The sequence below is a fragment of the Sinorhizobium sp. FG01 genome (genome assembly GCF_002531875.1).
GTDB classification, from domain to species: domain Bacteria; phylum Pseudomonadota; class Alphaproteobacteria; order Rhizobiales; family Rhizobiaceae; genus Sinorhizobium; species Sinorhizobium fredii_C.
Map to the genome: position 1 here is coordinate 371,299 of NZ_NWTB01000006.1, position 13,055 is coordinate 384,353.

Here is a 13,055-nt window from a genome sequence, read left to right on the forward strand (position 1 = left end):
GCTTACCTGTGTCTCATCACTACGACTGTTATATCGTCGTGGATCTTCTGTGCGCCGATATGCGTCATCAGATCCTCGATAATCCCTGCTTTGACGTCCTCGGCGCTCTGGCCGTGGCGGCAACGCGCGCTCTCGCAAAGCCGCTCGATGCCGAAGAGCTCTCCGTTCAGTCCCTCGGCCTCGGTCACGCCATCGGTGTGAAGAATGATCATGTCGCCCTGTGAAAAGGCGATCTCCTGCGTCGCCACGAAGGGCGAAATATCGGGCTCGAGGCCGATCGGCAGGCCGAGATCGAGCGTGTCGATTCGCTCGACGCTGCCGGTGTTGCGCACCACGATGAGTTCCTCATGCTGGCCCGACAGCATCAGGCTTTTGCCGTCGTAGTCCAGGAAGGCAAGCGAGAGGTGCTTGTTGGCGTTGGTTCTGACGATGTTCTTGTAGAGGGCGCGGTTCACCCGATTGAGGAATAGCGCCGGATCCATGTCGCCGGCCTCCTGCAAAGCCCGCGCCACTGATTGAACCATCAGCATCAGCACGCCGCTTTCCAGGCCGTGGCCGGTCACGTCGCCGATGCCGATCTTCAGCCGCTCTCCGTCCCTCAGGACATCGTAGTAGTCGCCACCCACTTCGTCGGCAGGGCGCATATAGGCGGCAATTTCCAGGCCGGAAATCTCCTCGAGCTCGCCAGCCCTCGGCAGCACCATCAACTGGATGCGGCGGGCGACGTCGAGTTCGGCGCTCAGGCGCACGTTCTCGCTCCGCAATTGCTCATTCAGCGCCGAGATCTGCAGGTTCGCCTCTTCGATTTCTTTCGTCCGGTCCTCGACGAGCTGCTCCAGGTTCTCGGTGTGGTAGCTGATCTGCTCGGCCATGCGGTTGAAGGCGGCACCCGCTTCGCCGACCTCGTCGCGCGTCGAAATATCGACCCGGACGGAATAGTCCTTGGTCTGGATGCGCCGGGCCGCGTCGGCGAGCGCGCTGATGCCGCCGGTGATGCGCTTCGATATGGCGAACACCGCCGAGGTGACGAAGAGCAGCGACACGAGCAGCGCCAGGACCTGATAGATCAGGATCCGGTTGGTCGCTTCGGTGATGCCGGCCTGCGCGGCGAAGAGCGAGGCGTAGATCTCCCGCTCGGGCACGACAATGCCGAGCAGCATGGATTCGCGCCGGACGGGGCCGGAAAACCAGAGATTGGTCGGCTGCAGCTGTTTCAGAACGACGAGATAGGGCACCTTCTCGCCGTTCTCGTCGAGCAGGACGTGCTGCAGCAGGCCATCCTGGTTCAGCGGCAGCTTGGCGATCGCGGCTTGCGCGCTGTTGCGCAACGAGCGATCGAGACCGGTCACCCCCTGGCTGCTGGTGTCGCTCGACGACTGAAGGCCGATCACCTTTTCGCCGACCGGATTGATGGCGACGACATTGCCGTCCGACATGGTGAGGAAGCCGAAGCCGTTGTCGGCGACCCGAACGTTCTCGACGATCTCCGCCAGCTGGTCGAGGGTAATATCGGCGCCGGCGGCACCCGCGACTTGGTCGCGGTCGCGTGACCAGAGCGGCTGGAAGAAGCTGACGATCAGCTTGCCGGTGATCGCATCCGTATAGGGCGCCGTCTGGGTGATGTCGCTGTTCACCGGCCGGGATGCGGGGTTCTTTGCCCATTGCTCCCACGATTCGTAGAGGCCCGGGAAGAAAAACGGCCAGAACTCGGCCTGGTTATGGCCAGGATACAGCCGGTCGAAGGTCTGGGCCTGTTCCGTATAAGGGGCCGTGCGGAAGATCGGCCGCTCCTTCGGGCCGATATAATACATCTGCAGCTTCGATTGACCGTTGGCGAGGAGGCTCGGAGCGACCAGGTCGAGGACGGCGCTGTTTTCGATATCCGTCTGCACCTCGGGCAGGGGGACGTGGTTGGCGTCGAGCAGGTATCCCCAGACGCTGACGACCGACAGCGGCCCCGGCAGGTTCTGGGCCCATCCGCCTTTCGCATCATAGGTGACCGTCACGGCGCCGGGGGCGCCGCGGGACATCGCCTCGCCGATCTGCGACTTTCTGACCGGGCGGTCGATCTGCGCCTGGAGCACGCCGGCGAGCGTGCCGACGTCGGAATGAACCTGGTTAAGAAGCAGGTTGACGCGTGCGGCAGTCGTTTCCGCATAGGAACGAATATAGTCCTGATTGGCCTTCTCCAGGCCCTGACCGACCTCGGTCGTCGCATCGCGCGACAGGCGCTGCACGTTGAAGAGCGCAAGTCCCCCGGTGACGAGCAGGTCGAACAGCACAGCGCCGCCGACCACGAGGATGAATTTGGCGCGGAACGAACGCAAACCGAAGCGGCTGATTTTGAACTGGTTCATAGCGGCTTGCGCCCTGATGCTGCCCAGATCGGCCAGCCAGCGTAGCCCTTCGGATGGAGGGCCGCAAAGATATGGTCGCGGAAGCCCTGGCGGAAGCGCTCGATGAACTCCGGAGGATCGCCGCGCTTCACGGCCATCTCGCCGGCATAGACGTTCTCCCAAGCGGTGATGATGTCGGCGAAGTCCTGCGGGTCGCCGTCCTGGTTGGTGACCATGAAGGACTCGACGAGAATGTCGTCGAAGCCGGCATCGGCGAGATAGCGGCGGCTCTTCGGTCCGAGCTCCACGTCCATCTCGAAATGGGCGAACAGCTTGGCGACCTCGTTATAGGTCCACTGGATGCTCTGCGCCCGCGGTTCGCCGAGGCAGTGCGAATTCTTCTCATTGGTGATGTAGACGCGTCCGCCCGGCTTGCAGATTCGGTAGAGCTCCTTCAGCAGGAGGTCCGGTTGATTGAAGATCTGCAGCGAATGGCGACAGGTCACCAGGTCGAACTGGTTGTCCTCGAGCAGCATTTCGGACGCGTCGCCATAGGAATATTCGATATCCGAGATGCCGAAATTCGACGCCACGTCGCGGGCATAGGCGAGGCTTGCCTTCGAGTGGTCGAGTGCCACGATACGTGCCGGCTGGAACTCCTTGCGCACCAGCACCGCGAAGTCGCCGATGCCGCAGCAGATGTCGGCCATGGTGATCCCCGGGCGCATGCCGTGCCGCGGCAGGATCTTGCGCTCGTGGCGCCACGTCATCTTGGTTTGCGTGCGCAGGATCGGAATGAAGCTGGTGTCTTCGACGAAGGCCTGGCCCGGATAGAATTTCGAATCATAGACCTCGACGCTGATCTGCGGCTCGATCTTGCCGAGATGGCGGAACATCCGTTCGGTCCAGCCGACGACGCTCGAGGTGACGACGACGAAGCGGATGTCCGAGCGCGTGCGGCAGGCGTCCAGAACCACGCGCGAAAAGGCGTGGAAGGCCGTATTGTTCATCTGCGCGAGGCGCTTCACATTGATGTAAAGGACGCCGCGGGCCTCTTCGATGGCGTTCCTGAACATCGAAATGCTTTGAGCAATCTCGTCGACCGAGCGCGGCCGGACGACGCCGGCAAAGGAGAACTCCTGGCTGTTGGCATCGAATTCTGCCTGGAAGGGCGCTGCGAGCATTGCCGTACTCAACTGACAATTCCTTCAAGGGGGAGATCCACAACGATGGTAATCGACGGCGGGTCCTGTTCCTCGAGACGAATCTCGGCATCGAAATTGATCGCCAGGTCCAGGAGCACCACCTCCCGGCTTGGTGCGAGATCGGTTGAAAGAGCGTCCAGATAACGGGCGTATGCGTCGTTCCCGTTAGTTCTGGCGACCGCCTCGCGGAAGAACTGCCGCTGGCCCGGCGGGCACGGAAAGGAGAGTTTCACACGCTCCTTCGGGCCTTGCCGATAGACGGCGCAGCCGATGCGGCCCTCCGGCGAGCCGCCGCGAAACGACACTTCCAGGAGTTCGTTGAGCGCGGAGGAGAAGAAGTTCGAATGTCGCAGCGGGTCGGTACGGTTGTGGCTGATCATCCGTGCCATGTAGGTCGACAACTGATCGCAATGGTGCCAATCGGACAGGAAGGTCCCCATCTCCATCTCGAACTGAAGCAGGGGCTCGAACTTCGTTTCCGTTGGCTGCCTGTGGGCCGCGTTCATGCTGCTTTCTCCGACTGCATGAGCGAATCCTGATTCGCTCACTCTCCCATGACTATAACGGACGGGCGTCGATCGCCAGAATACTCCAGGTTGCGTCGAGCCCCGTCAGGTCCTGAGAGCGCCTGCCAGGGGGATCGCCCCCGACTTGCGCAGGAAATCGCCGATAGCCGCTGCAGGGAGCGGGAAGCCGAGGAAATAGCCCTGCAGCCGGTCGCAGCCCTCCTTCTGAAGCCAGGCGGCCTGGCCTTCCGTTTCCACGCCCTCGGCCGTCACGTCCATGCCAAGGCCGTGGGCGAGCGCGATGATCGACCGGACGATCGTCTGGCTCTTCTCATCGTGCTCAAGATCCTTGATGAAATACTGATCGATCTTGATCGTGTCGAAGGGGAAGTTCTTCAGATAGCTCAGCGAGGAGTAGTAGGTGCCGAAATCATCGAGAGAAATCTGAACGCCAAGCAGACTCAAGGTGTTGAGCGTATCGAGATTGTTGATGGTGCGCTCGAGCAGCACCGACTCGGTGATTTCCAGTTCGAGGCGGTCGGCGCGGATTCCGGTCAGATCGAGGATCTGGGCGACGCGATCGGTGAGGCCCTCGTGGAGGAATTCCGCCGGCGACAGGTTGACCGCGACGGTGAAATAGGATGGCCAGGTCATGGCGGCCCGGCAGGCCTGCTCCAGCATCCACTGGCCGATCTCGCTCATCAGGCCATCGGCTTCCGCCATTGGAATGAAGACGCTCGGCGGGATGATGCCGACCAGCGGATGCCGCCACCGCAAAAGCGCCTCGAAGCCGACGACAGAGGCGCGCGGCTTCACAAAGGGCTGGAATTCGATGAAGAACTGCCCCTCCTGGAGGGCGGTGCGCAGACTGCGGCGCAGCATTTCGCGCTGTTCGAGCACGATCAGCATCGATCGCGTGAATGTCCTTGCCCGGCCGCGGCCATCTTTCTTCGCCGCATAGAGCGCGATGTCGGCGGCCTTCATCAACTGTTCGATTTCGTTTCCGTCCGCCGGGGCGATCGCGATGCCGACGCTCGCTCCAACGAACAGGTTGATGCCGTCGACGGCGAACGGCTCCCTGAAAGCGTTGACGATCGCCTCGGCGAGCCGCTCGGCCTCCCTCGGCTGCTCCAGTTTCCACTGGATGACGGCGAACTCATCGCCGGCCAGCCGATAGGCACGCTCACGATCTCCGAGCACGCCCTTGATCCGTTCCGCCGCCATCTTCAGGACCGTGTCCCCGGCGCCGTGCCCGAGCGTGTCGTTGATGGGTTTGAAGTCGTCGAGGTCGATCTGCATGAGCGCCAGTTTCGCGCCGCTTGGCACCGGCAGGGCATCCCGCAATTGGTCACTGAACTGCCGGCGGTTGGGCAGTCCGGTCAGAACATCGTGGGTCGCCTGGTGGAGCAGCAGCGCGCGATCGCTTTCGCTCGGGCTGGAGGTCTCGCGGCAGGTGGAGTCGCTTTTCGCTTCCACGACACCAATGCCGCGATCGGTACGAAAGACGACCAGGGTGCGGTGGACGCGGCCCTTGGCATCGGTAATCTCGACGCTGCGCGGAATACCGTTCGTGACGACGAAATCGACCGCGGCCTTAGGCCTCGGCGCCAGGAGCTCGGGATAGACATGCCACAGGGTCGCCTCAACCAGGGAGTCGACCGAGGAGGCGTTCCGTTGCGGCATCGAGCAATCGAGGAGCTGGAAGCTATCGTCGTAAAAGGAGATGAGCTCGTCGGTGTGGGCTAGGAAGTCGCTCTCGACGGAAGATGAGGCAGACTTCGTCGCATCCGCGTCAGGCATGCTGGCCTCCGTTCCCTTTCCACTGCACTCGCGTGAATGGTGCCGCTCTGGTGGCCGACGACGATATTGCCCTGACCGAACGCAATCCTGTCACTCGATGCAACCCTTCGTTCAGAAATTATCGCGGTCATTTTCCTGGTCAATGCCGCGTGCTCGACGAGCCACCGTTTTCTGAAGGTGCTTGCGCCGGCGGCATCGGTCGGAAACGTCGAGCTTGCGCGGCCAAACATTGGTTTTTTTATGTTCTCACTACCAAAACCTGCAATTTTTGAGGGTTGTTCAACGCTGAATGACGCTAAATGCTGACGAGTGACAGCAGCCGAAATCGTGCCGGCGACGTGCGCCTAAGTCGACCGATGGAGCGTACCGGCTGCGTGGGAACTGGTCTGGGCATTGAGTAAGGGCGGCCAAGGTGATCCTGAACCATCGTGTTACGCGTGTTTCGGTCGGCATTCTGCTCCTGGCGGTCGCCATTGCCGTGCTGCTCCCCGACTTGACCGGCTATACCAGCCTGGACGGCACGGTCAACGCCCGCTTCGCGATCATCAATGCGCCCATCGATGGCGAGATTTCCAAGCCTCCGCCGAGGATCGGCACGCCTGTCACGGAAGGCGAATCCCTCGCCGTCATCCGCAACGATCGCGTCAACCGCGCCATTCTTGCGTCGCTTCGCGCCGAGCATGGCACGGCGGTCGAGCGTGTCACGGCACTGCGTCGCGAGCGCGACGCGCTCGCCCTGCTGCGAGACGAACTCGGCCAGCGGATGGGTGTCTTTCAGAGCGCGACCATCGCCAGCCTGGAGCGGGAGCTCGAAATTCTGCAGAAGCGCGTCGAGGTATCGCGTGCTCAGGACGTGGTGGCGAAAGTCGACCTCGATCGTCGCCAGGAGCTGGAGTCGAAGGGGATATTCACGCGCAAGATGGTGGAGGCGGCCGAGGCCGCCGGCGCAGCAACGGGAGGCGAGGTCGAGATCAGCAACCTGACTGTCGATTTGCTGCAGCAACGCCTCGAGGCAGTCCGACAGGGCATTTTTGTCCTGGGAGACGGTCAGAACGACGTGCCCTATTCACGGCAGCGCCAGGACGAGGTGATCGTTCGCATCAACGATCTCGACACCCGCATTGCCGAGAATGAGACGCGGGCAAGTCAGGCGGCGCAGCAGATGACTGAGGAGGAGAAGCGCGTCCGAAGCCTTGAGTCGGCAACCGTTCCTTCTCCGTTCAGCGGTGTCGTCTGGAGCAGGAACGTTGTCAGCGGTTCCAACGTCGTTCTGAACAACGAGATGATGCGCATTCTCGACTGCCGCGAATTGTTCGTCGATATTCTCGTACCGGAGGTTGACTACGACGAGATCTATCCCGGCCGCGAAGCGGAGGTCCGGTTGTTCGGCCGCGGTGATGTCTTCAAGGGCAAGGTACAGGCCGTCAAGGGCAGTTCCGCGGTCGTGGAAAAAGACTCGCTTGCCGCCAACGAGCCGGAAACCGAAGAGCGCAGTGCACGGATCCGCGTCGCGCTGACGCCGTCGGCGCTCAACACCGATTTTGCCAATTTTTGCCAGGTGGGACGCACGGCGCAGGTGCGGTTCTCCAAACGCAACATCCGTCTGACGCGGTGGTTTGAAAGCCTGTGGTTCAATCTCTTCTAGCGCTCGCGCCGACCTTGTTGGTCATCGCCTTCTTCCTGCTCGGGCCATCCAATTGGTCGCGTCATCAAAGCCGGGCGAGGGCGATTACCTGTGCGTTCGTCGCGGCCGTGGCATTGCGCTACATGATCTGGCGTTTCACCGAAACGGTTCTCCCCTATCCGAATGACGGCGCCAATTTCTATTGGGTCTGGTTCGTGTTCATCGTCGAGCTGCTCGCCTTTTCCGAGGTCGTGCTGTTCCTCATCCTGATGAGCCGCTATATCGACCGCAGCGTCGAGGCGGACGAGCTTGCGCGGCCGTTCTTCGCGCGGCCGGAGAGCGAGCTGCCAAGCGTCGACATCTTCATTCCCACCTACAACGAACCGCTCGACGTGCTGGAACGAACGATTGTCGGTGCGCTGGCGCTTGACTATCCGAAAGACAAGCTCGCGGTCTATGTGCTCGACGACGGGCGGCGCGATTGGCTCAGGACCTTTTGCGAAGGGCGGGGCGCCATTCACGTGACGCGCAACGACAACGCCCATGCCAAGGCCGGCAACATGAACAATGGCTTGCGGGTCAGCTCCGGCGACTTCATTGCCGTCTTCGATGCGGACTTCGTCCCCTATCGCCGCTTTCTGCGGCGGACATTGCCATTCTTTTTGGACGAGACCATCGGCATCGTGCAGACGCCGCAGCATTTCTTCAACGTCGATCCGGTGCAATCGAACCTTGGTCTCGAAAATATATGGCCGGATGAACAGCGACTGTTTTTCGACGAGATCGCGCCGAGCCGGGACGGCTGGGACGTGAGTTTCTGCTGTGGTTCCTGTTCGATCGCGCGCCGCACGGCGGTCGATATGATCGGCGGCTTCCCGACCGAGTCGATCACCGAAGATCTGCTGACGACGCTTTCGATGCTCAACAAGGGCTACAAGACCCGCTATCTCAGCGAACGGCTGTCGATGGGCCTCGCGGCTGAGAACCTCACCGGCTACTTCGTCCAGCGCGAACGCTGGTGCCAGGGCGGAATCCAGACGCTCTACCTGCATAACGGTCCCCTGCGTGGGCCGGGCCTCTCGCTCTTCCAGCGCATCATGTTCCTGCCGATGTCCTGGCTGGTGCAATATCTGGTCCGTTTCGCCGTGCTTCTCGTACCGATCGTCTATCTCTGGTTCGGCGCCCTGCCGCTCTATTTCACCGATGTTGCCGACTACGTTTCGAACCAGATACCGCTGCTGACCGCCTATTTCCTGCTGATGCTCTGGCTGGCGCCGACCCGCTACCTGCCGCTGGTCTCCACCGCCGTCGGCACGTTCGCCACCTTTCGCATGCTGCCGACGGTGCTTTCGAGTCTGGTGCGGCCGTTCGGCAAGCCTTTCAAGGTGACCCCGAAGGGCAGCGGCAACGAGGAAAACCAGTTCGATGCCTATACCTTTACCTGGATCGCAGCCTTCATCGTCGTCACGGCGGCAGGGCTACTGATCAACATCGTTCCGGAGACGGCACATATCGAGGGGTCCTTCTCGACGATTGCGGCGCTCTGGTCGGGCCTCAACGTCGTCGTCCTCGTGATCGCCTCGCTGATCTGCTTCGAGAAGCCGCGCCGGCTTCTCCAGGCCTTCAAGCTCGACGAAGCCGCGGATGTCGACGGCAGCGCCGGGCGCCTGGTGAGCCTTTCGCTCGATAAGGCAGTTGTAGCGGTTCCCACCGAAACAAGGTTCAAGTCGACCCGCGTTACGTTGAACCTCGAAGGTTTCGCGCCGCTTCAGGCGGAGCTCAAACAGGTGACCCAGCGGCGCGGCGACATCAGCCGTTCCGGTGACCAGCGGCGCTATTACCTGCATCTCCACTTCGATCTGCGTGGCTTCGAGCGCGACAAGATGATCATCAAGCTCTATACCGGCAACTATTCCCAGGAGGTTCCGGATATCGACAAGGTGGCAGTTTCCGTAAATCTGATGCTGCGCGCCTTCGGCCGAACGCGCACCGCTTAATCACGGGACCTAGCTCGCCGCCGCCGTGCCACGGCGCTGCCGCCCTTCGTCCAGTTCCAGTGAAAGCTGCAGGCCGTGCTTGAGCGTGGGCAGCGGAAGTCCGAGCTGGATACGTCCGAATGCCTGTCTTCGCCGCTCCTGATCACGCTCCCGCTGCCTGCGGACCGCGGCGACTGCCGCCATTGCGCGCTCGATGACTTCTTCCGCATGGTTCATGGAAGCCTCCGGTTTGTTCATGCTATGTTCTCATTTGCGGGTGGGGGTGTCAACCCTTCGGAAGTTTCGCGCTGGTCCGGCTTCGTCGCGTGAAGGGGCGTCGCAGCATATCGGCGTCGTTGGCGGATCGGGCTGCGCATCGCATTGGCGCCAAGACCTTAGGGCTTGCGGATTGCCGCGCTGGTATGGTTTGAGTGGATGCACAGGCGGCTCGCCCGCCTGCCTTGGACCGGGCATTGCGCTGCAGCAGCGGAACGGGATCGGATCGTGGAACGGAAAACCAATCTCAAGGACGTGGCGCGCGAGGCGGGGGTCTCGCTCAGCACGGCCTCGCACGCGCTGAACGGCACGGCGCCGCTGACCGTCGAGGTGCGCGAGCGGGTGCTCGAATCCGCGCGCAAGCTCGGCTATCTCGAGAGCCGGCGAAAAAAGGCGACGATCGCCACAGTGCGTGTCGTCCTGCTCGCCCTGACGAGTGACGCGGCGCCGCAGAGCGACCTCAACATGGTGAGCTGGACGATCCTCAACGGTGTGCGGCGCGAATGCGAGCGGCGCGGAATCCGCATCGTCCCCTTCGTCAGCGCCAACACCCGCCTCGATCCCGCCGAGGTGCGCACCGCGGCGGAGGAGGAGAATGTCGACGGCATCCTGGTGCTCAATGATGACAGGCCGGAGCTCATCCGGGCGCTTTCGATGCTTGCCAAGCCGATGGTCATCCTCAACGGCGAGGACCCGTCGATGCTGGTCGATACCGTCACGGTCGAAAACCGGTTCGGAGCGCGGCTCGGCACCGAGCATCTGCTCTCGCTCGGCCACCGCCGCATCCTGCACCTGACATGGCAGGGCCGCACGACGATCCGCCGGCGCTATGACGGCTATGTCGATGCGCATCTGGTGGCCGGCCTGCCGGCCCCGGAGAACATGGTCGTGGTCGCGGAAAGCTATGAGCCGCGCCATGGCGAGCAGGTGATCCGCGCTCTCCTGAGAGCGGATGGCAGACTCAGGGGCGCCACGGCGATCTTCTGCGCTGCCGACAATCTGGCGCTCGGCTGCCTCGACGCGCTCACCGGGGCCGGCATCGGGGTGCCGGAGGATATGTCGGTGCTCGGTTTCGACGACATCGTGCCGGGCGAGTTCAGCGCGCCGCCGCTCAGCACCATCCAGATGCCGGCCGACCGGCTGGGCGCCGCGGCGCTTTCGCTGCTCGAGCAAAAATTGATCGCCAACGATCCGTTGCGCCCGGCGCATCGGCTCGAACTAGGTTGCCGGCTGATCCTGAGGGGCAGCATCGCGCCGCCCCCGAGATCGGCGAAATAGTCCCTACTTCATGCCGGTTCCGGCGATGCCGGTGGTGATGTAACGCTGCAGGAAGAGGAACACCAGCGTCACAGGAATGAGGCTCAGGAAGGTCATGGCGAGGATATAGTGCCATTGCACCGAGAACTCGCCCTGGAAGGCGTTGAGCCCGACCTGGAGGGTGAAGTTCTCGCGGCTGCTCAAGACGATCAGGGGCCAGAGGAAGTCGTTCCACCGCCAGAGCACCGAGAAGATCGCCAGAACCGCGAGCGCTGGGGCCGTCAGCGGCAGGACGATGCGCCAGAAGATTCGGAACTCGCTTGCCGCATCGACCCGCGCCGCCTCGATCAGCTCGTCCGGAATAGTCAGCATATATTGCCGCAGCAGGAACACCCCGGTCGGCGAGGCGACCGTCGGGATGATGACGCCCCAGAGACTGTCGACGAGGCCGACGCCGACGATGACGAGATAGGCCGGCACCATCACCACGGTGAGGGGGATCATCAGCGTCGAGATGATCAGCACGAAGATCGCCTTGTCGCCGCGGAAGCGATATTTCGAGAGCGCGAAGGCGGCGAGTGCATTGACGATCAGCGTCAAGAGCGTCGCGACGAAGGTGACGAAGACTGAATTCTTGAGGAAGGTCAGGAAGTTGAAGCGGGTCAGCGGATCCGTATAGTTCTCCGTCGCGACCGTCAGCCGCTGCACCGGTGAAATGCTCCTCGTATCGACGCTGACGGGATCACCCGGATTGTCAGGATCGACCATCTGCGCCTTGAGGCCGATGCGGCGGACCATCGCCATTTCCCGGACCTCGCCGTCGACCGAGACGTTCCAGAGGCTCAAGGGCTTGTCGAAGCCGTTGATCTCCACCTGCACGGCCGCGCGCGGCAGCAGTGTCGGCGGAAAGCGAGTGATTTCCGCCTCGGGCTTGAGCGACGACATGCCCGCCCAGAGCACCGGCACGAGCACGGCGAGCGTCCCGCCGATCAGCCACAGCCAGGAGAGAATGTCGGTAATGTCGATTCGGCCGGCGCGCCGGGTGCGGGTGAAAAAGCCGATGGCACTGACATTGGCGGACATGATCAGGACTCCACCTTCTTGCCGAGGCGCAACTGCACCAGGGTGAGCACCAGAAGCACCAGCCCCATGAGGACGGAGGCAGCCGAGGCAAGGCCGTAGAGCCTCAGGTCGCCGGCAAACGCCATCTGGTAGATGTACTGGACGATGAACGTGTTCGCCGTGCCCGGGCCGCCGCCATTGGTCAGCACCCAGGCCTCGTCGAAGATCTGCACCGAACGGATCATCAGCAGGATCAGCACGACGAGCAGGTTCGGGCCGAGGAGCGGCAGCGTGATGCGGAACAGGGTGCGCGACGGCGTGGCGGCGTCGATTGCCGCTGCCTCATAGAGATCCTTGGGGATCGCCTGGAGGCCGGCGAGCAGGATCAGCGTATAGAAGCCCATGTGGAACCAGACCGAGACGACGACAACGAAGAAGCGCGACCAGCCGACGTCGAGGAGAAAGATTTCCGGCGGCACGCCGAGCATCTGCAGGAAGGCGTTGAGCAGCCCGTTGCGGTCGAGGAACCATTTCCAGATCAGCCCGATGACCACGGGCGACAGGAGAACCGGATAGAAGAACATCGCCCGGAAGAAACCACGCGCCGCAATTGCCCGGTTGAGGATCAGCGCCGTAACGAGGGCGACCAGAAGCGTTGCGGCGACATTGAAGCCGACGAACCAGAGCGTGTTCCAGATCGCCGTCCAGAAGAGCGATTCCTCGCAGCTTCCCGGCACCAGATAGCTGTCGCAGGTCAGCAGCTTGCGGAAATTGTCGAGGCCGACGAAGGGCCGGTTGGAGATCAGCAGATCGGCACCGCCGGTGAAGGCGTAGCCGATGGCGATGGCGATCGGCAGAAAGGTGAAGATTCCGAGGAGCACCAGGTTCGGCGCAAGGAAGAGATAGGGCATCCGCGCCTTGCCGATCACGCGCTCGACGGCGTTGATCGGTGCCTCGAAGAGCGCCATGACGAGGTCGAGCCCGCGGTCGGCGAGTCCTGCTGCTCTCGCCAT

General features: G+C 62.5%; 11 protein-coding genes. 4 read left to right on the forward strand and 7 right to left on the reverse strand.

The window, feature by feature from the left end; genetic code table 11:
• Positions 1 to 2 precede the first annotated feature (2 nt).
• The 4 genes from CO656_RS12085 to CO656_RS12100 all read right to left on the reverse strand — a co-directional run bounded on the left by CO656_RS12085 (position 3) and on the right by CO656_RS12100 (position 5,847).
• On the reverse strand, positions 3 to 2,357 hold the full coding sequence (locus CO656_RS12085; RefSeq protein WP_097525916.1) for a SpoIIE family protein phosphatase: 2,355 nt from the start codon (positions 2,355 to 2,357) through the stop codon (positions 3 to 5).
• Positions 2,354 to 3,532, reverse strand: coding sequence for a class I SAM-dependent methyltransferase (locus CO656_RS12090; protein ID WP_097525917.1), 1,179 nt, complete (start codon positions 3,530 to 3,532; stop codon positions 2,354 to 2,356). Before CO656_RS12090 ends, CO656_RS12085 begins: the two co-directional genes overlap by 4 nt.
• A complete protein-coding gene (locus CO656_RS12095) occupies positions 3,529 to 4,047 on the reverse strand; it encodes a hypothetical protein (RefSeq protein ID WP_037419567.1) in 519 nt (172 codons plus the stop codon). The genes CO656_RS12090 and CO656_RS12095 overlap by 4 nt, the downstream gene beginning before the upstream one ends.
• 105 nt (positions 4,048 to 4,152) lie before the next feature.
• On the reverse strand, positions 4,153 to 5,847 hold the full coding sequence (locus CO656_RS12100) for an EAL domain-containing protein (protein WP_097525918.1): 1,695 nt from the start codon (positions 5,845 to 5,847) through the stop codon (positions 4,153 to 4,155).
• A 50-nt stretch (positions 5,848 to 5,897) separates the two neighbouring features.
• Here CO656_RS12100 and CO656_RS29695 point away from each other — a divergent pair, with 50 nt between their 5' ends.
• The 3 genes from CO656_RS29695 to CO656_RS12110 all read left to right on the forward strand — a co-directional run bounded on the left by CO656_RS29695 (position 5,898) and on the right by CO656_RS12110 (position 9,468).
• Entirely contained in the window at positions 5,898 to 6,119 is a 222-nt protein-coding gene (locus CO656_RS29695; RefSeq protein WP_144353215.1) for a hypothetical protein, read from the forward strand.
• A gap of 140 nt (positions 6,120 to 6,259) precedes the next feature.
• On the forward strand, positions 6,260 to 7,492 hold the full coding sequence (locus CO656_RS12105) for an efflux RND transporter periplasmic adaptor subunit (RefSeq protein WP_037419575.1): 1,233 nt from the start codon (positions 6,260 to 6,262) through the stop codon (positions 7,490 to 7,492).
• Positions 7,474 to 9,468, forward strand: coding sequence for a cellulose synthase catalytic subunit (locus tag CO656_RS12110; RefSeq protein WP_097525919.1), 1,995 nt, complete (start codon positions 7,474 to 7,476; stop codon positions 9,466 to 9,468). The genes CO656_RS12105 and CO656_RS12110 overlap by 19 nt, the downstream gene beginning before the upstream one ends.
• Before the next feature lie 9 nt (positions 9,469 to 9,477).
• Here the strand turns inward: CO656_RS12110 and CO656_RS12115 are convergent, their stop codons facing one another.
• Positions 9,478 to 9,684 (reverse strand): hypothetical protein, encoded by a 207-nt coding sequence (locus CO656_RS12115; RefSeq protein WP_097525984.1) that lies wholly within the window; start codon positions 9,682 to 9,684, stop codon positions 9,478 to 9,480.
• Between the two features lie 267 nt (positions 9,685 to 9,951).
• On the opposite strand from CO656_RS12115, the gene CO656_RS12120 reads away from it, so the two are divergent.
• Positions 9,952 to 11,001 (forward strand): LacI family DNA-binding transcriptional regulator, encoded by a 1,050-nt coding sequence (locus tag CO656_RS12120; RefSeq protein WP_097525920.1) that lies wholly within the window; start codon positions 9,952 to 9,954, stop codon positions 10,999 to 11,001.
• Positions 11,002 to 11,004: 3 nt separating this feature from the next.
• On the opposite strand, the gene CO656_RS12125 is transcribed toward CO656_RS12120, so the two are convergent.
• Together CO656_RS12125 and CO656_RS12130 are read right to left on the reverse strand one after the other, a co-directional pair.
• Positions 11,005 to 12,063 (reverse strand): carbohydrate ABC transporter permease, encoded by a 1,059-nt coding sequence (locus CO656_RS12125; protein ID WP_097525921.1) that lies wholly within the window; start codon positions 12,061 to 12,063, stop codon positions 11,005 to 11,007.
• Positions 12,064 to 12,065: 2 nt separating this feature from the next.
• Positions 12,066 to 13,055, reverse strand: coding sequence for a sugar ABC transporter permease (locus CO656_RS12130; protein ID WP_097525922.1), 990 nt, complete (start codon positions 13,053 to 13,055; stop codon positions 12,066 to 12,068).